Here is a 21,996-nt window from a genome sequence, read left to right as displayed (position 1 = left end):
CATGAGCAAGCAGACGCCGCCCCCGGTCCTGGTCACCCGGCGCCTCGCGCCCGGGGTGATCGAACGGCTCACCGCGCGCCACACCGTCACCTGCCACGACTCCGACCAGGCGATGGCCCGGGCCGACCTGCTGGCCGCCGTCCGCGACCGCCGTGCCGTGCTCACCACCCTGGACGACCGGGTCGACGGCGAGTTCCTGGACGCGGCCGGGCCGTCCCTGGAGATCGTCGCCAACCACGCCGTGGGGCACCACAACATCGACCTGGCCGCCTGCGCCGAACGCGGCGTGCTGGTCTCCAACACCCCCGGCGTGCTCACCACCGCCACCGCCGACATGGCCTGGGCGCTGCTGCTGGCCGCCACCCGCCGCCTCGGCGAGGGCGAGCGCCTGCTGCGCTCCGGCAGCCCCTGGACCTGGGCGCCGAACTTCCTGCTCGGCATGGAGCTGGCCGGCACCCCGCTGGGCGTGCTCGGCATGGGCCGGATCGGGCAGGCGGTGGCCCGCCGGGCCCGCGCCTTCGACATGCCGGTCAGCTACCACAACCGCCGCGAGCTGCCGCCCGAGCAGGCCGACGGCGCCACCTGGCGGCCGCTGGAGGACCTGCTCGCCCACTCCACGGTGCTGGTCGTCACCGCCCCGCTCAGCGCCGCCACCCGGCACCTGCTGGACGCCCGCCGCCTCGCCCTGCTGCCGCGCGGGGCGGTGGTGGTCAGCATGACCGCCGGAGTGGTGGACGAGGAGGCGCTGGCCGGCGCGCTGGAGTCCGGCGCGCTGTTCGCCGCCGCCGTGGACAACTTCGAGCACGAGCCGGCCGTCCCGTCCGCGCTGCTCGCCCAGGAACGCGCCGTCCTGGCCCCGCACCTGGGCAGTGCCACCGTCGCCACCCGGCAGGCGATGGGCGGCCTGGCCGTGGACAACGTCCTGGCCGTGCTGGGCGGGGGAGCGCCGGTCACCCCGGTGACGGCCTGAGGCCTCAGCCCGCCGCCCAGGCCAGGGCGGTGGTCAGCACCCGGAAAGCGCCGAAGTGCGCGGCGCCGGGCTCCAGGAAGAGCTCGGCGCCGGGGATGTGGTCGCCCAGCCAGCGGGAGTGCTCGACCGGGGAGAACTGGTCGTCGGTGCCGTGCCACAGCCAGCTCGGCACCGCGATGTCCTCGACCTTGAACCCCCAGTCGGCGGTGAACGCCAGCACGTCGTCGATCCAGCCGTCCGCGCCGTGCCGGAACGCCTCCCGGTAGTTGCTCTGCAGCATCCGCCGCAGCCCGCTGTCGGCCACCACCTCCCGGTCGGCGGGCGACAGTTCGGGCCGCAGCCCGTTCAGCAGCCGGACCGGGTCGTCCTTGATCTGCCGGGAGCGGAACTCCATCGCGTCGGCGATCCGGCCGTGCCCGCGCTCCGCCTCCTGGTAGGCGTGCACGTTCGACGGGGTCATCCCGGCGTACCAGTCCAGGCCGGCCGCGTTGCGCGGCGCCAGGCCGACCAGCACCGCCACCCGGCTGACCCGCTCCGGCAGCAGCGCCGCGCAGGCCAGCGCGTGCGGGCCGCCGCCGGAGCGGCCGAGCACCGCGAAGCCGTCCAGCTTGAGGTCGTCCGCGATGGCCCGCACGTCGGCGGCCGCCGCGCTCACCCGGCGGCCGAACTGGCGGGTCGAGTCGCCGTAGCCGGGCCGGTCGTAGGAGATCAGCCGCACCCCCAGCCGGTACAGCACGGTGCTGCGCGGGTGCGGGCCCACCCGGCTGCCGGGCATGCCGTGCAGCAGGAACACCGGGCGGCCGCGCGGGTCGCCCAGGGATTCGACGGCGAGGGCGCGACCGTCCGGGGCCTTGACCATCCGTAACGACACCTGCGGCCTCCTCAGTGGTCCCGGTCGGTGGTGGTGCGGATCTCCCGGCGGGCCTGCCAGGTGGTGTGCTCGCGGGAGACCGCGTCCTCGGCGTCCCGGGCCAGCCGGGCCCAGAGCTCCTCGGCGTCCGCCGACTCCACGTCCAGCCGGGCCAGTTGGCGCCGGATGAGCTCCAGCTCGTCGGCGGCCAGCCCGTACGCGGCGGCCAGCGGGCGGTACTGGCGCAGCTGCGCCCACGCGGTGATCGAGGCGGCCACCGCCGAGACGGTGCCCAACGCGTCGTAGGTGAACGCGCCGAGCGCCCGCAGCACCGCGAGCACCAGCCCGAGCGCCGGGAGCACCACGCCCAGCACCCCCGCCAGGGCTCCGGCCCGGGCGCAGTACCGGGACTTGGCGCGGTACCAGTCGTGCTGCACCTGGATCCGCTCCCGCAGGTACACCTCGCGCCGCACCGCGAGCGGCTGCTCGCGCAGGTCGCGCATCGCCGCCGTGATCCCGGCGAGCTCCGCCCCGGCGCCCGGCGTGACCACCCGGCTGTCCCGGAAGGCGCCCAGCACCCCGCCGAGCTGGACGCGGTACAGGCCCTCCGCGTCCGGCAGGGTGTGCGGCGGCGGCTGGTAGGCGTCCGCCCGGACGGCGAACTTCCAGGCCAGCGTCTTGACCGACTCGGCGGCGGCCCGGCCCTCGTACCAGAGCCCCTGCGGGTTCTGCCGGCTGATCACCACCGCGAGGACGATCGCGCCGAGGTAGGCGGCGGCCGCCGGCCAGGCCCACGGCTCGCCGTCGGCCGAGCCGGTCGCGGCGGCGGCCACCAGCAGGAGCAGCTCCCAGGCGGAGAGCAGCACCGAACGCCGCTGGCCGCGCAGCGAGGCCGCGTCGGCGGCCCAGAAGAACCCGGGCAGCAGTTCCCGCTCGCGCACCCACCCCGTCCGTCCCGCCCCAGACGCCATGTCCGGCCCCCACCCGTCGCTCCGGTCGCACCGCCCTCCTGCCCCGGGCGGCTTCCCGGTACGCCTGGCCCGCCCCCGGGCCGCCCGCAATGGCCGGGATGCCCCGGTGGATTGTCCGGCCCGGGTACGTTCGGTGGGCGGGCGGACACCCTGCGTGGCCCGGCGTGCCCGTGGGCGCGACCGGTGGGCGTCAGTAGGTGTAGAGGATCCGGTCGGCGTTGTCGGCCATCTGCTTGGCGTTCCACTCGGTGCCGCCGGGGACGTTGCCGGAGCGGAACAGCGGCGGGGCCGCGGCGGTGCCCTCGGCCGCCGCGTCGGCCAGCCGGCCGACCGCCGAGGCGACCACGGCCTGCATGAGCGCGCTGGTCACGATGGTGGAGACCGGGCCGAAGGTGGTCTCGGCGGCCGGGTGGGTCAGCTCGCCGTCCCCGACCGCGATCTTGCTGTCCAGCACCACGTCGCAGTTGTCCTTCAGGTACGTGCCGGACGGGTGCGCCGGGGGCACCTCGCCCGGGTACGCCAGCGAGGTCACGCCGATCACCTTCAGACCGCGGTCCCGGGCGTACCGGGCCAGCTCGACCGGCATCACCTGGCGGCCGGACAGCGAGATCACGAACAGCAGGTCGCCGGAGGCGGCCGGGGTCAGGTCCAGGGTGGTGGTGGCCAGGCCGGACACCCGCTCCAGCGCGCTGGCCAGCGGCGCGGGCATCACCGTCACCCCCGCCATCCCGGGGACGTTCAACAGGTTCATCGGGACCAGCCCGCCGGCCCGGTAGACCACGTCCTGGGCCGGCAGCGCGGAGTGCCCGGCGCCGAAGGTGAACACCCGGCGGCCCTCGGTGATCGCCTCGGCGAGCAGCGCCGCAGCGGCCTCGATGGCGTCGGCCTCCTCCTCCCGGACCCGCTGGAGATGGGCGATCGCGGCGTCGAAGTACCGGCCGACCAGGTCGTTCATCTGTTGCCTTCGCTCTCTGCCGGTGGGGGAGCCGGCCGGGTGGGGCGGGCCGGTCGGGTCCGGGCCGCCAGTGGAGAAAGCTACGGCGAGCACCGTGGCGCCCAGGCGGCACCGCTGTCAACAGGAACGAAAACCGGGACCCGGGGCCCTTGCGCGGGCCCGGTTGTCGGTGCAGTACGTCAGAATTGGCGGTGAGGACACCGAAGAACGGAGCCAGCGGCGATGTCTGGGCTGATCGACACCACTGAGATGTACCTTCGCACCATCCTGGAGCTGGAGGAGGAAGGCATCGTCCCGATGCGCGCCCGGATCGCCGAGCGACTGGAGCAGAGCGGCCCGACGGTCAGCCAGACGGTCGGCCGGATGGAGCGCGACGGGTTGTTGCAGGTGGCGGGGGACCGCCACCTCGAACTGACCGACGACGGGCGCCGGCTCGCCGTGCGCGTCATGCGCAAGCACCGCATCGCCGAGTGCCTGCTCGTCGACGTGATCGGACTGGAGTGGGAGCAGGTCCACGAGGAGGCCTGCCGCTGGGAGCACGTGATGAGCGAGACGGTCGAGCGAAAGGTGCTCGCCATGCTCGGCCACCCGACCCAGTCCCCGTACGGCAACCCGATCCCGGGCCTGGACGAGCTGGGCGACGCCAAGGCCGAGGGCGAGGGCTTCGACGCCGCGCTCGTCCCGCTGGACACCGTCAAGCCGGGTGACGGCGGCGCCAGCGTGGTGGTCCGCCGGATCGGCGAGCCGATCCAGACCGACGGCGAACTGATGCGCACGCTGCGCCGGGCCGGGATCCGGCCGGGCTCCACCGTGCGGGTCAGCGCCGGCGTCGGCGGCGTGCTGGTCGGCACCGGGGAGAACGCGGCGGAGCTGGGCAAGGACATCGCCCAGCACGTCTTCGTCGCCCAGGCCTGAGGAACGCGCCCCCCGGGCCCGGAGGAACGCTTCCGGGCCCGGGGAACGTGCTTCCCGGAACGACGCGAAGGGCCCGCTGCTCCCCGTGCAGCGGGCCCTTTCGCCTCCCCGTTCCCTCCCTGTCCCCTCCGTCCCTCCCATCCCCTCCGTTCCCTCCCGGCCCCTCCACCGCCTCGCCCGGCTTCCCCGTCCGAGCGCTCCCTCCGGCGTCCCCTCGCACCGCAATTCCTCCCCTCGGCCGATCATGGCAATCCTTGAGCGTTGTCACTCGTCCGGGGGGCTTTCGCCCATGGTCAGCGGGTACACGGAGGCCTTATCCGCACATGCGTGTGACGGGCCTCGCCTCCGGTGGGAGACAAGGCCCGTCAGCCGGGCGCGGGGTGTCGCGCGCTGCGCGCCCTCACCCGATAGGCGGAGGGCGGCCGTTCACGGGGTGGTGAATCGGGGCAGTGAATCGGGGCGGTTCACGAGGCCGTTCACGAGACGGTGAACCAGGGTGGTGAACCGCGGCGGTGAACCGCGGCGGTGAACCGTTGCCGCGCCCGTTCAGCGCACCGCTGCCGCCGGCTGGGCGGGCTGGGGGTGGGCGGCCGCGGGCGCCTCGCGTCCGCAGGCGTACGCGAGTGGGCTGATCAGCTCGGCGGCGTCGGGCAGCCAGCGGTTGAGCGCCGAGGGGGAGCGGGCCCACTGGGCGTAGCCGGTGCCGCCGATCCGGGAGGGCGGGGCGACCGTCCAGTCCCCTTCGCCGCGGGCCACCAGGTCCAGCCGACCGGGCGGCCAGCCGAGCTTGCGGAGCATCTCCGGCAGCTTGGCCGCGACCCCGGGCAGCACCAGGAAGTGCAGCCGCCGGCCGATCCGGCCGGGCGAGGCGGGCAGCACCGCGACCGGGCCCAGCTGGAGGTCCATCCGCTCCATCCGCGCCAGCGCCAGGCAGCCGGCCGTCTCCGGGACGTCCAGGACGTCGAAGGACCGGCCGGTGGGCAGCAGGATCGAGGCCTGCGGCCGCTCGGTCCACCAGCGCCGCACCGCCCCCGGCCCGGCGCTCGCCTTGCGGGCCCAGTCCGCGTCGAGCGGGTGGGCCCCCGGCAGCAGGCAGCGCCGGTCGCCGCAGGAGCAGCGGGCGGGCCCGTCGCCGTCGATCAGCCAGGCGCCGGGAGCGACCTCCCAGTGGCGGTTCTCGGCGTAGCCGACGGCTTCGATGAGCAGCGGGGGCAGTGCGGCGGTCTTGCCCTGGTCGGGGGAGTCGGGGATGTCTTCCACACGCTGCTCAACTACCGTGTGTGAGGCTGGTTACGGCCCGGCGCAAGCCGGTTGGGCGTATACCGGCAATGTCACCCGAACCGGTTACTCGACCGAGTTGAGGCGGGCGGAGGCAGGCGCAGTGGGGGCGCACAGGAGCATTTCCCAGGGCGCGTGGGGGGTGCGGATCGTCACCGTGGGTATCCCGCTGGCGTTGCTGATCGCTAACCTGGTGTCAGATTCCTTGGACGGTCGGACAGTCGGCAACAGATCAGCAGAATCGTCGCCCGCCGGCCGGGACCGGAGGGTGTGGGGAGGCGAAACCCAATGGCCGCAAGACCACTCGTCGCACGACAGCCCAACGAGCGTCTGCAGCAACTGATCCAGGAGGCCAGCTGCTCCAACGCCGGCCTGGCCCGGAGGGTCAACCTCTGCGGCGCCGAGCACGGTCTGGACCTGCGGTACGACAAGACCTCCGTCGCCCGCTGGCTGCGCGGGCAGCAGCCGCGCGGGCAGGCGCCGGCGGTGATCGCCGAGGCCCTCGGCCGCAAGCTCGGCCGCAGCGTGTCGGTCGAGGAGATCGGCATGGCCGACGGCAAGAACCTCAGCTCCGGTATCGGGCTCCAGTTCGCGCCGACCCTGAACGCCGCCCTGGAGCAGGTCTGCGAGCTCTGGCGCAGCGACGTCGGACGGCGGGACTTCCTGACCGGGGCCACGGTCGCGGCCTCCGCGCTGGTGGAGCCCAGCCGGGACTGGCTGATCACCCCGCCCGACCCGGTGGTGGCCCGCACCGGCGGCCCCCGGGTCGGCCCGACCGACGTGGCCGCGATCAAGGCCACCACCACGATGCTGGTCGACCTGGACCACCGCTTCGGCAGCGGTCACGTGCGCCCGGTGGTCGTGCACTACCTCAACTCGGTGGTCTCCAGCCTGCTCGGCGGGGCGTACCGGGACGAGACCGGGCGCCAACTCTTCGCCGCGGTGGCCCGGTTGACCGAACTGGCCGGATACATGGCGGTGGACACCGGCCAGCCCGGCCTGGCCCAGCGCTACTACATCCAGGCGCTCCGGCTCGCCCAGGCGGCCGACGACCGCGGCTACGGCGGCTACGTGCTGGCGGCGTCGATGAGCCACCTGGCGGCGACGCTCGGCAACCCGCGGGAGATCGCCCAGCTCGCCCGCGCCGCGCAGGAGGGCGCCCGGACGGTCGCCACCCCGACGGCGATGGCGATGTTCTACGCCGCCGAGGCCCGCGGCCACGCCCTGCTGGGGGACGCCCGCTCCTGCGAGGCGGTGTCGGCCAAGGCGCTGGAGATGATGGAGAAGCGCCGCCCGGAGGACGACCCGGACTGGATCGTCCACTTCGACGACGCCTACCTGTCGGACGAACTGGCCCACTGCCACCGGGACTTGGAGCAGGCCGGCCAGGCCGAGCACTACGCCCGCCGGGCGCTCGACCTGCACCCGCCGACCCGGGTCCGCCGCCGCGCGGTGGACCTCGTCCTGCTCGCCACCGCCCAGTTGCAGCAGCGGGACCTCGAACGCGCCTGTGAGACGGGCGCGCAGGCGGTCCGGCTGCTGAGCGGGCTGCGGTCCAACCGGGGCGTGGAGTACCTGGACGAGTTCCGGCGCAGGCTGGAGCCCTACCGGGAGCAGCGGGTGGTCCGCGAGTTCCACGCCCGGGCGGATGCGGAGGCCGCCTAGTGTCGCGCCCGGGGCGCCAGGGCGGGTCCAAGGCCCCGGGCCCCGGCGGGGCGGGGTGAGGGGAGCGTGAGGGATGTCCCGCCCGCGTGGTCACCCGGTTCGGCGAACCGGTAGCGTGGGCGCGACGTCCAAGGAACTGTGATGCCCCCAAGAACCGACGAGATGTGGTCCGCCGTCAGCGCGCGGTCGTGCACAGGTGAGGAATCGCGTTGAGCCAGCGCCGCTCGTACCCCAACTCGGGTGACTTCAACCTGGACGACCTGTTCCGCCCCGAGCCCGGCCAGACCCAGGGCGGCGCGCCGGGCCAGCCGCAGGGTCACCCCCAGGGCCACCCGCAGGGGCAGACGGGCGTGCCGCCGGTGGGGCAGCCGTCCGGGCAGCCGGAGTACCTCGGCGAGGGCGGGCACGCGCGGCCGACCCAGGCCATGCCGGCCCAGCCCGCCCCGTGGGCCGGCGCTCCGCAGCCCGGTTACGGCGTCCCGCAGCACGAGCCGGCGCCGGAGACGCAGCACCTCCCGCCGTACCCGGGCGCGGACCCGTACGCGGGCGGGTACCCCACGGGCCAGTCCCAGGCCGGCTACCCGCAGCAGCCCGGCCCGGGCGGCTACCAGGGCTACTCGCAGGCCGGGCAGCCGCCGCCGGCGCCGGCCTACCCCGGTCAGGACTACGGTCAGGACTACGGGCAGAACTACGGCCAGGGCTACGGGCAGGACCACGGGCACGGGCAGGGCTACGCCCAGGACCACGGGCAGGGCTTCGACACCACCCAGGCGGGCGCGCAGGCTCCGGCCGCCCGGGGCGGCCGCCCGTCCAACAAGCTGATCATCGGTGGGGTGGTGGCCGGTTTCGCGGTGGCCGGCATCCTGGTCGCCGTCCTGGTGAACGGGGACGACACCACCCCCGCCGCCGACGCCAAGAAGACCCTCCCGGTGGCCGCCACCGGCAGCGCCACCCCCGGCACGGCGAGCGCGAGCAGCTCGGGCACCACCGTCGACCCGGCGGTCAAGGCCCAGGCGCAGCCGCTGTCGGACCTGCTCGGCACCGCGAGCGACAGCCGCTCGGCGGTGGTCGGCGCGGTCGCCGCGGTGCAGAAGTGCGACAAGCTGCCCGAGTCGCAGCAGGCGCTCACCGGCGCGGCCGGCAAGCGGCGCGAACTCCAGACCAAGCTCGGCCAGCTGAAGGCCGACAAGCTGCCCGGCGGCCAGCAGCTGGTCGAGCAGCTCAATGCGGCGTGGACCGCCTCCGCGCAGGCCGACGACGAGTACGCGGCCTGGGCCGGGGACTCACAGGCGCCCGGCGCCTGTGACCCCAAGAAGCTGGACAACCAGCACTACAAGAACGCCGTCCAGGCCAGCGGCACGGCGACCACCGCGAAGAAGCAGGCCTCGACCCTGTGGAACGCGATCGCCACCCAGACCGGCCTGCCCAGCCGCAGCGACGGCGACCTGTAGGACGGACGGGGGAACGGGCCCGCCGGCCCGCCCCTTCGTCGTCCGTCCCCCTGTCGTCCGTGCTGCGTCGGCTGTCCTTCACCGGCCGTCCTGCGCCGCCCGGGCGTCACGCCGGCGGGCGGCCCCCGGTGAGCACCCAGCGGATGTCCACGAAGCCCGGCTGCTGGAGGGTCATCCGGCCGCCCTTGACCACCTGGTAGGTGACCCAGGTGTTCACCAGCCGCGGGGATTCGGTGCTGGGCAGCATGTTGGGGGTGCCCCAGTTCAGTGGCGGGGTGAGGCCGACGTCGATGCTCTCGCCGCTGTCCAGCAGCCCGGTGACGGTCTTCTCGGTGACCTGCCGGCCGGACGCCGCGACCTTCTCGGCGACCAGCCGGAACACCTCGTACGCGACCCAGGTGGTCTGCACGCCGGGATCGGAGACGTCGATGGTGTGGCTGCCGGTGGTGTCGGCGCGCACCACCGCGCGCAGCCCGTCCCAGACCTTCGCCGACTCCGGCGGGTACCAGCTGGTGACGTAGGTGCCGGCCAGTGGGCCGGAGTCGCCGCCGGTGGAGTCGACCACCGACTGCTGCACGCTGCCGATCACCGAGGCGAACCGGGTGTTCCTCGGGTTCAGCCGACGGTAGGAGTCCAGCAGGTTGCCGGTCGGCTCGGCGGCGAGGGCGCTGGTGACGCAGTTCGCCGCTTCGTCCCTGCCGATCGCCTTGCGGGCCACCGCCGTGTAGTCGGTGGACTGCTCGGGCGCCTTGACGTCGAGCAGCTTGATGCCGGCCGGCTTGAGCGCGTTGGCCAGGTAGCCGAGCAGGTTGTCGCCGGACGGGGTGTCCGGGCGGACGAGTGCGACGGCCTTGCAGCCGGCTTCGACCAGCTGACGGCCGCTGCCGCCGATCAGTGCGGGCATGCCGCCGTCCACCGGGTACGAGAGCGGGCTGCTGAACTCGGGCTGGGAGAGCCCGTAGCCGCCGATCAGGGGGATGCCGGCGCGCTCCAGGACGGGCATGAAGTCGAAGCCGTACTGGCTGTAGGAGCCGATCACGGCGACCGCCTTGGCGTCCACCGCCCGCTGGGCGCAGGCCTTGGCGCCTTCGGAGGTGTTGTGCTCGTTGCAGGTGAGCACCTGAAGCCGGCGGCCGTTCAGTCCGCCCTTGAGGTTGACGTCCCGGCCGATCGCCTCGGCGAGCGCGGTCATGCCGGGCCGGTCGGCGGAGCCGGTGCCGGACGGGGACCAGGTCATCACGGTGAGGTCGCCGCCGTTGGTGGAGGCATCGGCCGGTCCGCCGCACGCGGAGGCCGAGAAGAGGGTGGGGAACAGGGCCGCGGCGGTGGCGGCCGCGGCGATCGGGCGGCGGCGGCGCCGCGCGAACTGGTGCCGGGGCTGGAACGGGTCCCTTCGGCTGGTCATCGGTCTTCCCTCTCTGGGGCGCCATCCGGCGCACCGGAGCAAGCCAAGCCCCGGCGCCACACGCCGAGAGGGCCGAAGTACGAACGGCCGGGTAACGGGAGCTGAAATCAGGCGGGGTACGCGTGTAGATCGGGAGTGGAGTACGAACGGACAGGGAACGTACGATCGTTCTCCATGTCCGCCAGCACAGATTCTTCGCATCGGTCTGCCCGAAACACTTCTCGTCCGGGCCACCGCTCCAGCACGATGAACGGCATGCCGCTCAACGACCTGCCCTGGTGGCGCTGGCGAGCCCGACTGCGCTCGGCGCTGCACATGTTGTCCGACCCCGGTTTCCAGCAGGAGACCTGGCTGAACGGCCGGGAGGGGTACGGCGACGTGACCGACGCCGTCTACCGGCTGGTCGAGGACACCTGGCTGGACCACTGGTCGGCCGAGAAGTACGTGGGCACGATCTTCCGCGACTCCGCCGAGGCCGCCCTGGTCGATGTCGCGGTGCTGCGGGTGGTCCAGCTGCTGCACGAGGTCGGCGCGGACGCCCACGCCTCCGCCTACTTCGGCCACCCCGGCTGGCCGGAGGCGGTCCGGGCCGCGCGCGAGGCGCACGTCGCGCTGGCGGTGAACGACGGGGACGACCCGGACGCGGCGCCCAAGTCGCTGGACGTGCTGCGCATCCTCACCCGAGTCTGAGCCCGGGTCTGAGCCCGGGCCGACGGCGGGGCCGCCGGCCGGGTATCCGGTCGGGCCGCTGAGCAGTGCCGTCCCGCAGTACGGGCAGCGGGGCGGCGGCTGTCCAGGATGTGACACGCTGGACCACCCACGAACGCCACGACCTCAGGACGGGATACCCCCAGTGGACCAGCAGCCGGCCAGCGCCCAGTACGTCCTCACGCTGTCCTGCCCCGACAAGCAGGGCATCGTCCACGCCGTCTCCAGCTACCTCTTCATGACCGGCTGCAACATCATCGACAGCCAGCAGTTCGGCGACGGGGACAGCGGGCTGTTCTTCATGCGGGTGCACTTCTCCGCCGCCGAGCCGGTCACCGCCGACAAGCTGCGGGCCAGCTTCGCGGCGATCGGGGCCTCGTTCGGGATGGACTGGCAGATCCACCCGACCGAGCAGCGGATGCGGATCGTCCTCATGGTCAGCAAGTTCGGGCACTGCCTGAACGACCTGCTCTACCGCACCCGGATCGGTGCCCTGCCGGTGGAGATCGCCGCGGTGGTGTCCAACCACACCGACCTGCGCGACCTGACCGAGAGCTACGGCGTCCCGTTCCACCACATCCCGGTCACCCGGGACACCAAGGCCGACGCCGAGCAGCAGCTGCTGGACCTGGTCGCCAAGGAGGACGTCGAGCTGGTCGTGCTGGCCCGCTACATGCAGGTGCTCTCGGACCAGCTGTGCACCGCGCTGTCCGGCCGGGTGATCAATATCCACCACTCCTTCCTGCCGAGCTTCAAGGGCGCCAAGCCCTACCACCAGGCGCACGCCCGGGGCGTGAAGCTGATCGGCGCCACCGCGCACTACGTCACCGCCGACCTCGACGAGGGCCCGATCATCGAGCAGGAGGTGGCCCGGGTGACCCACGACGTCACCCCGGACCAGCTGGTCGCGCTCGGCCGGGACGTCGAGTGCCAGGCGCTGGCCCGTGCGGTGAAGTGGCACAGCGAGCACCGGGTGCTGCTGAACGGCACCCGCACGGTGGTCTTCGCGTAGCGAGGCCGGGGCGGTCGGCGGCCGGTGTGGTTGCCGCCGTTGCGGCGGCTGTGGCCGCTTACGGCCGCGACAGCAGCGGCAGGGCGTGCAGCACCTCGCGGATCGCGGCCCGGTCGCCGTGCTCGCCGACCGGCAGCCGGTCCGGATCGCGGTGCGCGGCGGCCAAGTGGCAGAGCTCCAGGCCGTCCAGCACCATCGAGGCCACCGGTTCGCCGCCGGACGGCCCCGACTCCGGTCCGTCCAGCGGTATCAGCCACTCGCCGGCCGCCGGGCCGTCGATCACCAGCCGCAGCCGCCGGCCCCGGCCCTGACCCTGGTCCGCCACGGGCGGGAGGGTCGGCGCCCCGGCGGGCTCGGGACGGGTGGCGCGGGCGGCACGCAGGTCGGCCAGTGCCCGCGGGACCATCCGGACCGCCAGGTCCACCATCTGCCGCAGGTGCTGGGGCGCCGGCGGGTCGTACGGGTAGGCGACCGCGCGGGCCACGTCCTCGCCGTGCACGTAGCACTCGAAGGCGCGGTCCACGAAGGCGTCGCGCAGCGGCAGCACGGCGAAGCCGTAGTCGACGGGGGTGTTGCCCTGCGGGGCGAGCGCGGCGGTGCGCACCAGGTCGTGGGTCTGCCGCCGCCACCGCTCCCGCACCGACTGCGGCGGGAGGCCGGCCTGGTCGGCGACCAGCCGGGCGGTGCGCTCGGCGATCCCGGCGTACGGCCCGCCCTGCGGCGGGACCCGGGGCGGGAGCAGGGGCGGGATCCGGAGCGCCGGCGGCCGCGCGGCCGGCTCCTGCGGCGGCACCCGCCGGGCGGCCGGGGCCGGTGCGGCGCCCGGGCCGGCCGGCACCGGGTCGGGCAGGCCGAGGGCGAGCGCCAGATAGCCGTCCACGGCGGCGAGGTGGCACAGCACCTCGGCCGGGCGCAGCCGCCCGGTGCCGCCGTGCCACGGCAGGTCGGCCACCTCCTGCCACTCCTCCGGGCCGAGGTCGCGTAGCAGCGCGTCGAGCTTGGCCGTCTCCGCGGTGTACGGCATGCCCCAGGCGGGGACGGGCAGTTCGGCCGGGCGGCGGGCCAGGCACCAGTCGAGCACCTGCTGGCGCAGCGAGTTGGGCTGGTCGAGCGGCTCGTCCAGGGCGAGCCAGCCCGCCGCCTCGCGCAGCCGGGCGGCCTCCTCGGCGCACTCCGGGCAGGTGCGCAGGTGCCGCTCCAGCTCGGCGGCGTCATGGCTCGGGCAGGCGCCGAGGGCCCAGGCGCCGAGCAGCGAGCGCAGGGCGTCGTGCTGCTCCTCGGTGGTGGGCTCGCTCCGCTCGCTCATGCGCCCCTGTCCCCGTCGTCCCCGTCGCCCGCGTCGTCCGTGTCTTCCCGGCCGTCCTCGCGGCCGTGCCGTTCGTCGTGGCGGGCGCGCTCCTCGGCCAGTTCGGTGGCCAGCAGTTCCAGGCCGAGCCGCATCCGCTGCTTGGCGGCCTGCTCGCTGATGCCGAGCAGCCGGGCCGTCTCCTGGTAGGTGCGGCCGTCGTAGTACGTCACCGCGATGGTCTCACGCAGGGGTTGGGGCAGGGAGTCCACCACGTACTGCATGCGCGCGGCGGTGGCCACGGCGCGGATCTCCGCCTCGGCCGCGCCCTCGCTGCCTCCCGGTCCGTCAAGCCCGCTGCCCGGGCCGCCCGGTACCCGCTCGGCGGCCCGCCGCGCCCGCAGCCGGTCGACCGCGCGGCGGTGGGTGAGCGCGCCGAGCCAGGAGCGCAGCGAGCCCTGGGCGGGGTCGAAGTCCTCGGGGTGCTCCCAGACCTGGGCGAATATCTCCCGGGTGAGCTGGGCGGCGGCGGCCTGGTCGGCGAGTATCCGCCCGGCCAGTCCGTGCACCATCGGCGCGAGCTGGTCGTAGATCTCGCCGAGCGCGGTCTCCTCGCCGCGGGCGAGGCGGCGTTGGAGCTGCTCGTCCCAACGCGGCGCGCGGTCGGGGGTGGCCATCGGGAACCAACCCTCCTGCCCGGGTTTCGCTGGCGTACCCAACGGTATCTTGCGGCCGGTCGGCGGCGGGAGCATTCCCCGAAGAACGGAACCCGGGCCCGCGGATCGTCGCCCGGGTCGCCAGCCGGATCGCCAACCGGGTCGTCGCCCGGTCGTCGCCCGGTCGTCGCTCGGATCGGCGGCCCGGGCGCGGGGCGGTCCTTGGAGGCCACTGTTCGAAGGCCGTTGGACATATGTCGCACGGGTGGTTCGCGAGTGGCGGGCCGGGTGCGCGGGGCGTCCGGAGGTAGGTTCGCCACTGCGGGACCGGCGGGTCGGCCCGGGCCGGACGAGTGCCGGTACGAGGCTCGCGAGAGTGAACGGGACAGTATGCACTGCGCTGTCCCCCGATCGCTGGAATATGCCCGAAGCGCTTGCCGAGGTCCGTCCGCCCACTCATCCTGAGGCGTAATCGAGTCGCGGCCAGTGCGCGACGGACGAGTTGGCCCGGCCGAGTTGGCCCGGCCAAGGGCCCGGGTGGCACCGGGCGATGTGCGAGGGTTCGCCGGCTGGACGATCCGGCCCGATCGGGACGATGGCCGAACTGCGAGTGCGGGTGGTGGAGCGGTGCAGGTTCTTCAGGTACAGCTGGCGGTGCAGGCGGACCCCGCCGAGGTCGGCCGGGCCCGTCGGTGGGTGCGCTCGCGGCTGCTGAACCACGGGGTGGACCCGGACGCGCCGGTCGCCGAGACGGTGGTGCTGGTGGTCTCCGAGCTGGTGACCAACGCCGTGGTGCACACCGGGTGTCCGGCGGTGCTGCGGCTCTGTCTGCCGGTGGAGGAGGACCAGGCGGGCGGCGAGCCGGCCGGCCCGCTGCGGGTGGAGGTCGCCGACGCGAGCCGGACGGCCCCCGCCCCGCGGCACGCCGGGGCGGACGAGAACGCCACCAACGGGCGCGGCCTGGAGCTGGTCGAGCTGCTCTGCGAGCGCTGGGGCTGGTTCCCGGACGGCTCGGGCAAGCGGGTGTGGTGCGAGATCGGTGCGGACGCCCGGCCGGCGGACCCGCTGGCGGGCGTGGACTGGGCGGCGCTGGCGCAGTAGCGGCAGCGGCAGCCCCGGGGCCCGCTCGGTTCGCTGCCGATCCCGCCGGTGATCGCCGGCGGAGATCACCGGCCGAAAGTTGACGCAACCATTCCGAATTTCGGACTACCCATTGACGTGACGTATCCGACTGATCACGCTTGGGTGCGGCTCTCCGTCAGTGAGGGGACGCCGAGGGGACGCCCGAACGCCGCCGCGGTGCTGTTGTCCAGGGGGACCACGCCAGCAGGGGGGCCGTGGATCGCCGGTCGCGGGCGCTCCTTGGCGAGTGCGGAGGGCGCGGCGCGGGTTCAGGGCCCGTGCGTCGCGATTGGATGGTGGCCGGCCGCGCCGTGCTCGGGGTGCACGCGGCCGGCCGCCATCCGACCCGCCGTCATCCGGCGTCGCTTTCCGGCCACTCGGCCGAGAGCCGTCCGGTCGTGGATCGTCCGGAGTCGTCCGGAGTCGTCCGGGGCGGTTCGGAGCCGTCCACGGTCACCCGGGGTCACCCGGGGACGGTGCGGAAGGTACGCCGGTAGGCGCTCGGGGCGACGTCCAGCCGGTCGCGCAGTTGCAGCCGGAGCGAGGCGGCGGTGCCGAAACCGGACTCCCGGGCGACTTGGTCGATCGTCAGGTCGGTGCGCTCCAGCAGCTGCCGGGCCCGCTCGGTGCGCTGCACGGTGAGCCACTTCCCGGGGCTGGCGCCGGTCTCCTCGCGGAAGCGCCGGGTGAAGGTCCGCACGCTCATGCCCGCCCGGTCGGCGAGTCGGCGCAGCGCCAGCGGCTGGTCCAGGTGTTCCAGTGCCCACGCGCGTACGGCGGCGGTGCCGTGGCCGGTGGAGTCCACCGGGCTCGGGGCCTCGACGTACTGCTTCTGGCCGCCCTCGCGCCACGGCGGCACCAGGCAGCTGCGGGCCACCGCGTTGGCCACCGCGCTGCCGTGGTCGCGGCGGACCACGTGCAGGCACAGGTCCACCCCGGCGGCCACCCCGCCGGAGGTGAGGAGGTCGCCGTCGTCGGTGTAGAGCACGTCCGGGTCCAGCCGCACCTTCGGGTACAGCTCGGCGAAGCGCCGGGTGTAGCGCCAGTGGGTGGTGGCCGGGCGGCCGTCCAGCAGTCCGGCGGCGGCCAGCAGGAAGGAGCCGGTGCAGATCGACATCAGCCGGGTGCCGGGCCGGATCCGGCGCAGTGCGGCGGCCAGTTCGGGGGTGAAGGCGGTGTCGACGGTGGCCGTGCTCGCGTCGGCGGAGGCCGGGATCACCACCGTGTCGGCCCGCTCCAGCAGTTCCGGCCCGTGGTCGACGCTGATCCGGAAGTCCGCGCTGGTGGCGACCGGCCGGCCGTCCAGCGTGCAGGTGGCGATCTCGTAGAGCGGCCGTCCGGCCGGGTCCTCGGCGCCGCCGAAGATGCGGGCGGGGATGCCGAGTTCGAAGGCGATCACGCCGTCGAGGGCGAGTACCGCGACCAGGTGGGCCATGCCGTTCCCCTTCGGTGGTGCGGCCGCCCGGGCCGGTCGGGTCGGGTCGGCGGGTTGAGTCGGTTCGGTCGGCCGGTTCGGGCCAGTCCGGCCGGTTCGGGCCAGGGTACGCCGGGACCGTGGCCCGATTCTTGCGAAAGCTGTCATTCAGGCCACTCGTCGCGGCCGCGCCGCTTCGGGACACTCGTCCGCGTGACCGAACGCAACGCCTTCGCCCCCGCCCCCGCGCCCGCCCCCGAAGGACCCGTCCGCCCGGCCCGCCCGGCCCGCTTCCGGGTGCACTACGCCTGGGTGGTGGCCGGTGTCTCGCTGCTGGTCCTGCTCGGCTCGGCCGGCTTCCGGTCCACGCCCAGCCTGATGATGGACGCCCTGCACAACGAGTTCGGCTGGTCGCTCGGGACGATATCCAGCGCCACCTCCGTCAACCTGACCCTCTACGGCCTCACCGCCCCCTTCGCCGCCGCCCTGATGGACCGTTTCGGCGTGCGCCTGGTGGTGGTCTGCGCGCTGCTGACCATCTCGGTCGGTTCCGGGCTCACCATGCTGATGCGCGAGCCCTGGCAACTGGTGCTCTGCTGGGGCGTGCTGGTGGGCCTGGGCAGCGGCTCGATGGCCGGCGCCTTCGCCACCACCATCACCGGCCGCTGGTTCCAGGCGCGCCAGGGCCTGGTCACCGGCGTGCTGACGGCCGCCGGGGCAGCGGGAAACCTGGTCTTCCTGCCGGTCGGCGCCTGGCTGGTCGAGCACCACGGCTGGCGCTCGGCGGTGATCGTGGTCTCGCTCGCGGCCAGCGCGGTCGCCGTCCCCGTCCTGCTGCTGATGCGCGAGCGGCCCGCCGACCTCGGCCTGCTCCCGTACGGAGCGACCGAGGAGCCCCCGGCGCCCGCCGCCGACGGCCGCGCCCTGACCCGCTCGCTGCGGGTGCTGCGGGACGCCGCCCGGAGCCGGGCGTTCTGGCTGCTGTCCGGCTCCTTCGCGATCTGCGGCGCCACCACCGCCGGCCTGGTCGGCACCCACTTCATCCCGGCCGCCCACGACCACGGCATGCCGGTGACCACCGCGGCCGGCCTGCTCGCCCTGATCGGCGTCTTCGACGTGATCGGCACCATCTTCAGCGGCTGGCTCACCGACCGGGTCGACTCCCGGATCCTGCTGGTCACCTACTACGGGCTGCGCGGGATCTCGCTGCTCCTGCTGCCGCAGCTGCTCGCAGGCTCGCTGGAACCGCCGATCCTGGCCTTCGTCATCTTCTACGGCCTGGACTGGGTGGCCACCGTGCCGCCGACCGTCGCGCTGTGCCGCCGGCACTTCGGCGGGGACGCCCCGATCGTCTTCGGCTGGGTGCTGGCCAGCCACCAGATCGGTGCGGCCGTCGTCGCCGGGCTGGCGGGCCTGGCCCGCGACGCGCTCGGGAACTACGACCTCACCTGGTACGGCGCCGGCGCCCTGTGCGTGGTCGCCGTCGGGCTCTGCCTGGCGCTGCGCACCAGCCGGCCGGACCGCCCCGTCGTCCCGGCCCTCCCGTAGGGCGGGCTCCCAGGGTGGGCTCCCAAGGCGGGTCGGGGGCCTGTCGGACCGGAGAGCTAGGCTCCGCAGCCATGGCGCTCATCTTCACCCTGGACCCGAAGCTCGACCCGGACCTGCGCACCGCCGTCGTCCGGCTGTGGGCCGACGTCACCAACGCCGGCGGCGCGGTCGGCTTCGTGGCGCCGGTGACGGAGGACGAGGTCTGGGACACCGCCGACCACCAGTTCGCCGGGGTCGCGCCGGACGGCCCGGACCGGCTGCTGGTCGCCCACGAGAGTGACACCGGCCGGCTCGTCGGTGTCCTCTTCTTCGAGTCGATGCGGTTCGGCCTGATGGAGCACTGGCGGATGCTCAAGCGGGTCATGGTGCACCCCGACTGCCAGGGCCGCGGCTTCGGCGTCCGGCTGCTCGCCGAGGCCGAGCGAATAGCCCGGGAGTGGGACCTGGAGAGCCTGCGGCTGACCGCGCGCGGCGGCCAGGGCCTGGAGCGTTTCTACACCCGCTGCGGCTACCGGGAGGTCGGCCGGGTGCCGGCCGCGGTCCGGGTCGCCCCCGGGGACGACCGCGACGAGATCACCATGTGGCTCGACCTGCGCTGATCCGCAGGACGGCCGGGCGGCGGCGGGCGGGGGGACGGGCGCCCCCTTCCCCGCGCCGCCCGTCAGGCATGCTTCACTGGGAGACCGGCCCCCGCCCAGACCAGTGAAAAGGATGTGTCCCGTGAGCAGCACCGGCCAGGAGAAGTCGCACGCCACGCTCCGCTACACCTCCCTGCGGGTCAGCATCTTCCTCGGCTGCCTGCTGGTCGCCCTGCTGCTCGGGCACTTCAAGATCATCCCGGTCAGCGGCCAGGCCGGAGTGATCTTCCTGTTCCTGCTGGCCGCGATCGCGTCCGCGCCGCTCAGCTACGTGCTGCTGAGCCGTCAGCGCGACGACATGTCCGCCCAGATCACCACCAAGGTCTCCGGCCTGCGCAGCCGTACCGCCGAGCGGATCGCCGCGCAGAACGCCGAGGAGGACGCCGTCGACGAGGCGGCCCGGACGGCCGCCGTCCGGCAGAGCTGACCCCGGCCGGACCCGTAGCCGCAGCCGCCGTGCCCGACTCCGCCGCCTCGGACGCCTCCGCTTCCGACCCCGACCCCGCTTCCGCTTCTGCGGCTTCCGAGCCCGGACCGGCCGACCCGCCGTCCGGGCCGTCCGCGTCGCTCGGGTCGGCCGCGTCGCTCGGGCCGTCCGTCGAGGGGGAGGCCGGGACCTGGCCGGCCCCGGTGCGCCGGCCCACCGGCCGGGACGTGGCCAGGCTCGCCGGGGTCTCCCAGGCCACCGTCTCGCTGGTCTTCTCCGGTGCCGAGGCCGGCCGCCGGGTCTCCGACGCCACCCGGGAGCGGGTCAGGGAGGCCGCCCGCAGCCTCGGCTACCGCCCGCAGGCGGCCGGCCGGCAGCTGCGGCTCGGCCGTAGCGGGATGATCCTCCTGGCGGTGCCGAACATCCTCGGCCCGTTCTTCGGCCGGGTGCTGGAGGGCGTCCACGAGGAGGCCGGCCGGCACGGCCTGGCGGTCGTGGTCAGCTCCGGCTGGGGGAGCGCCACCCTCGCGGAGGCCGCCACCACCAGCCGCTTCGACGGCCTGCTGATCTGCTCCCCGGACGACAGCCAGCTCGGCGAGCTGCCCGCCGACACCCCCGTCGTCTTCCTCGACGCCGACCCGGGCACCGACCGGGCCCGGCCGACCGTCGAACTCGACGTGGCGGGCGGGATGCGCGCCGCCGTCGAGCACCTGGCCGGGCTCGGCCACCGCCGGATCGGGCGGCTGCGCTCCACCCACTCCGCGTACACGTTCCGGGTGCGGCAGGCCGCGTTCGAGCAGGTCGCCGCCGAACTCGACCTGGAGGTCGTGGAGTTGGGCGTGAGCCTGAACGAGGGCCAGCCGGCCGCGCGGAGCGTGGCGCACCGCCTGCTGGAGCGCCCGGACCGTCCGCGCGCGGTGATCTGCGACGACGACGTGGTCGCCTCCGGGGTGTACCAGGCCGCCGCCGAGCTGGGGCTGAGGGTGCCGGCCGACCTGTCGGTGGTCGGCATGGACAACGTCGCGGTGGCCGCGCTGCTGGCCCCGCCGCTGACCACCGTCGACCTGCCCGGCGAGGAGCTGGGCCGGGTCGGCGCGGCGGCGCTGGCGGGCCTGCTGCGCGGCGAGCGGGCGGCGCCCGTCCCGCCGCTGGCCACCTCGCTGGTGCTGCGCTCCTCCACCGCGCCGGCGGCCGGCGCGCCGGGGCGGGGCGCGAAGCCGTAGGCAGGAGCAGGGGAGGACGAAAGACCGCGCCCGCCGGCCAGACCCCGGTGGGCGCGGTCGTCTGTGGGGGGCCTCAGCCCACCGGCACCGGTCGCATCGACGGCGCCGACGGCACCGGGTGGAACCAGCGGCGGGCGCCGAACAGCAGCAGGGCGCCGAGCGCGATCCCGCCCGCCGCGCACAGCGCCACCGGCCGCAGCGAGTCCTCGGCCAGGTTGCCGGACACCGCGTAGCCGAGCGAGTTGCCCGTCGCGAACAGCGTCACCAGCCAGGCGAACGCCTCGGTCACCGTCCCGGTCGGCGCCAGCTCGGCGACCAGCACGAACGCCGCCGCCAGCAGCGGCGCCAGCCCGATCCCGGAGAGGAAGGCCAGCGCGGCCATCGGGTACGGCCCGGGCAGCAGCACCAGCGGCAGGTAGGACGCGGCCATCGCGAGCGCCATGACCCAGGTGCGGGTGGCCGTGCTGCTGCGCCACTTCACCGCGCCGTAGGCGAGCGCGCCGAGCAGGCCGCCGAGCGCCGCCAGCGCCAGCAGGGTGCCCGCGCCGCCGGGCAGGGCGTCGGCGTGGTGCTCGGCGTAGGCGATGAACAGCACGTTCTGCGCGCCGACGGCCCAGCCGGCCCCGGCCAGTCCGACCAGCAGCAGCACCAGGCCGGGGGAGCGCAGCGGGCCGAGCAGCCCGGCGGAGTGCGCGCGGGCCGGGGCGCGCCAGGCCCGGGCCGGGGCGGTGGTGGCCACGATCAGCGCGCCGGCCAGCCCCAGTCCGGCGGCCATCCAGAGCGCGGCGACCGGGCTGAACAGGCCGGCGATCCCGGCGACGGCCAGCGGGCCGGCCACGTAGAGGATCTGCTGGGAGGCGGAGTCGAAGGCGTAGGCGGTGTCGAGTTGCTCCTCCTCCACCACGTCCGGCCAGAGCGAGCGCAGGCAGGGTTCGAGCGGGGGCATGGCGAGCCCGGCGATCGCGGCGCCGAGCGGAGCGGCGATCTCGGAGCCGGGGGCGAGGGCGAGCAGCGCGTACCCGCCGCCGGCGAGCACGGCGGAGGCGAGCAGGACGCGGGGCTGCCCGGTGCGGTCCACGATCCGCCCGAGCACCGGCCCGCCGACGGCGGCGGAGATCGCGTAGGCGGCGGTGGCCAGTCCGATCCGCCCGTACGGCGCGCCGGCCTCGCGCAGGGCGAGGGCGATCACCAGGGCGGTCATGCCGGCGGGCAGGCGGCCGAGCAGGGTGCCGAGGAGCAGGCGGCTGACATGGGGGGCGCGGAGCAGGGCGAGGTAGCCCATCGGGCGTCTTCTCCGGTCTGGGCAGGCGGGGGCGGGGACGCCGTCAAAGTTATACGTATAACCGCTCAGCGGTCAATCGGGTCGATGGGGATGATCTGATGGTGCGTCAGCTTCGTTCGTGTCCGGATCTCACCCCAACCTCAAACAACTACTTTGAACATCTCAAACCTTTACTGCTAATGTGTCGCCCATGACCACCTCAGACGCATCGCGGAAGCACG

Annotated in this window: 20 protein-coding genes; 11 read left to right on the top strand and 9 right to left on the bottom strand. The window is 74.5% G+C overall.

Annotated elements, in window-relative coordinates; genetic code table 11:
* Nucleotide 1: 1 nt before the first annotated feature.
* A complete protein-coding gene (locus tag AC07BF_RS10995) occupies nt 2-970 on the top strand; it encodes a 2-hydroxyacid dehydrogenase (RefSeq protein WP_371517492.1) in 969 nt (322 codons plus the stop codon).
* Nucleotides 971-974: 4 nt separating this feature from the next.
* Here the strand turns inward: AC07BF_RS10995 and AC07BF_RS10990 are convergent, their stop codons facing one another.
* The 3 genes from AC07BF_RS10990 to AC07BF_RS10980 form a co-directional block, all read right to left on the bottom strand.
* On the bottom strand, nt 975-1,829 hold the full coding sequence (locus tag AC07BF_RS10990) for an alpha/beta fold hydrolase (RefSeq protein ID WP_363585072.1): 855 nt from the start codon (nt 1,827-1,829) through the stop codon (nt 975-977).
* Between the two features lie 23 nt (nt 1,830-1,852).
* Nucleotides 1,853-2,761 carry a DUF4231 domain-containing protein gene (locus AC07BF_RS10985; RefSeq protein ID WP_363585002.1) on the bottom strand — a complete coding sequence of 303 codons (909 nt, stop codon included), beginning with the start codon at nt 2,759-2,761 and terminating at the stop codon, nt 1,853-1,855.
* Between the two features lie 220 nt (nt 2,762-2,981).
* A complete protein-coding gene (locus AC07BF_RS10980) occupies nt 2,982-3,746 on the bottom strand; it encodes a sugar isomerase domain-containing protein (RefSeq protein ID WP_363632121.1) in 765 nt (254 codons plus the stop codon).
* A gap of 222 nt (nt 3,747-3,968) precedes the next feature.
* On the opposite strand from AC07BF_RS10980, the gene AC07BF_RS10975 reads away from it, so the two are divergent.
* On the top strand, nt 3,969-4,661 hold the full coding sequence (locus tag AC07BF_RS10975; protein WP_350877579.1) for an iron-dependent transcriptional repressor DtxR: 693 nt from the start codon (nt 3,969-3,971) through the stop codon (nt 4,659-4,661).
* A gap of 546 nt (nt 4,662-5,207) precedes the next feature.
* On the opposite strand, the gene AC07BF_RS10970 is transcribed toward AC07BF_RS10975, so the two are convergent.
* On the bottom strand, nt 5,208-5,912 hold the full coding sequence (locus AC07BF_RS10970) for a bifunctional DNA primase/polymerase (protein WP_371522710.1): 705 nt from the start codon (nt 5,910-5,912) through the stop codon (nt 5,208-5,210).
* Nucleotides 5,913-6,227: 315 nt separating this feature from the next.
* On the opposite strand from AC07BF_RS10970, the gene AC07BF_RS10965 reads away from it, so the two are divergent.
* Both AC07BF_RS10965 and AC07BF_RS10960 read left to right on the top strand, forming a co-directional pair.
* The gene (locus AC07BF_RS10965; protein WP_350877580.1) at nt 6,228-7,604 is read left to right on the top strand and encodes an NsdA family TPR-like regulatory protein; all 1,377 of its coding nucleotides are present in this window, start codon (nt 6,228-6,230) and stop codon (nt 7,602-7,604) included.
* Between the two features lie 209 nt (nt 7,605-7,813).
* On the top strand, nt 7,814-9,055 hold the full coding sequence (locus AC07BF_RS10960; protein WP_478333279.1) for a hypothetical protein: 1,242 nt from the start codon (nt 7,814-7,816) through the stop codon (nt 9,053-9,055).
* A 106-nt stretch (nt 9,056-9,161) separates the two neighbouring features.
* Here AC07BF_RS10960 and AC07BF_RS10955 read toward each other — a convergent pair whose 3' ends face one another.
* Nucleotides 9,162-10,460 (bottom strand): ABC transporter substrate-binding protein, encoded by a 1,299-nt coding sequence (locus AC07BF_RS10955; protein ID WP_363632123.1) that lies wholly within the window; start codon nt 10,458-10,460, stop codon nt 9,162-9,164.
* A 255-nt stretch (nt 10,461-10,715) separates the two neighbouring features.
* Here AC07BF_RS10955 and AC07BF_RS10950 point away from each other — a divergent pair, with 255 nt between their 5' ends.
* Nucleotides 10,716-11,150, top strand: a complete 435-nt coding sequence (locus tag AC07BF_RS10950) for an SCO4402 family protein (protein WP_107452888.1) — start codon at nt 10,716-10,718, stop codon at nt 11,148-11,150.
* A 163-nt stretch (nt 11,151-11,313) separates the two neighbouring features.
* Nucleotides 11,314-12,180, top strand: a complete 867-nt coding sequence (gene purU, locus AC07BF_RS10945; RefSeq protein ID WP_371517487.1) for a formyltetrahydrofolate deformylase — start codon at nt 11,314-11,316, stop codon at nt 12,178-12,180.
* 58 nt (nt 12,181-12,238) lie between these two features.
* Here the strand turns inward: purU and AC07BF_RS10940 are convergent, their stop codons facing one another.
* Nucleotides 12,239-13,486, bottom strand: a complete 1,248-nt coding sequence (locus tag AC07BF_RS10940; protein ID WP_363585013.1) for a zf-HC2 domain-containing protein — start codon at nt 13,484-13,486, stop codon at nt 12,239-12,241.
* On the bottom strand, nt 13,483-14,142 hold the full coding sequence (locus AC07BF_RS10935) for a sigma-70 family RNA polymerase sigma factor (protein WP_400988801.1): 660 nt from the start codon (nt 14,140-14,142) through the stop codon (nt 13,483-13,485). Before AC07BF_RS10935 ends, AC07BF_RS10940 begins: the two co-directional genes overlap by 4 nt.
* Before the next feature lie 606 nt (nt 14,143-14,748).
* Between AC07BF_RS10935 and AC07BF_RS10930 the strand changes: the two genes are divergently transcribed.
* Entirely contained in the window at nt 14,749-15,222 is a 474-nt protein-coding gene (locus AC07BF_RS10930; protein ID WP_063348164.1) for an ATP-binding protein, read from the top strand.
* Nucleotides 15,223-15,706: 484 nt separating this feature from the next.
* Here AC07BF_RS10930 and AC07BF_RS10925 read toward each other — a convergent pair whose 3' ends face one another.
* Nucleotides 15,707-16,678, bottom strand: coding sequence for a GlxA family transcriptional regulator (locus AC07BF_RS10925; RefSeq protein WP_400988799.1), 972 nt, complete (start codon nt 16,676-16,678; stop codon nt 15,707-15,709).
* A 192-nt stretch (nt 16,679-16,870) separates the two neighbouring features.
* Here AC07BF_RS10925 and AC07BF_RS10920 point away from each other — a divergent pair, with 192 nt between their 5' ends.
* The 4 genes from AC07BF_RS10920 to AC07BF_RS10905 all read left to right on the top strand — a co-directional run bounded on the left by AC07BF_RS10920 (nt 16,871) and on the right by AC07BF_RS10905 (nt 20,493).
* The gene (locus AC07BF_RS10920) at nt 16,871-18,205 is read left to right on the top strand and encodes an MFS transporter (RefSeq protein ID WP_478333278.1); all 1,335 of its coding nucleotides are present in this window, start codon (nt 16,871-16,873) and stop codon (nt 18,203-18,205) included.
* 71 nt (nt 18,206-18,276) lie between these two features.
* Entirely contained in the window at nt 18,277-18,804 is a 528-nt protein-coding gene (locus AC07BF_RS10915) for an N-acetyltransferase family protein (RefSeq protein ID WP_478333277.1), read from the top strand.
* A gap of 121 nt (nt 18,805-18,925) precedes the next feature.
* Entirely contained in the window at nt 18,926-19,270 is a 345-nt protein-coding gene (locus tag AC07BF_RS10910) for a DUF4229 domain-containing protein (RefSeq protein WP_063348160.1), read from the top strand.
* Nucleotides 19,271-19,299: 29 nt separating this feature from the next.
* Nucleotides 19,300-20,493, top strand: coding sequence for a LacI family DNA-binding transcriptional regulator (locus tag AC07BF_RS10905; protein WP_478333276.1), 1,194 nt, complete (start codon nt 19,300-19,302; stop codon nt 20,491-20,493).
* Between the two features lie 73 nt (nt 20,494-20,566).
* On the opposite strand, the gene AC07BF_RS10900 is transcribed toward AC07BF_RS10905, so the two are convergent.
* Nucleotides 20,567-21,775 carry an MFS transporter gene (locus AC07BF_RS10900; protein ID WP_363632130.1) on the bottom strand — a complete coding sequence of 403 codons (1,209 nt, stop codon included), beginning with the start codon at nt 21,773-21,775 and terminating at the stop codon, nt 20,567-20,569.
* Nucleotides 21,776-21,996 lie beyond the last annotated feature (221 nt).

The organism is Kitasatospora sp. NPDC043950 (assembly GCF_056435345.1).
Note: the sequence above shows the minus strand (reverse complement) of the source record. Positions and strands in the feature narration are given on the sequence as shown.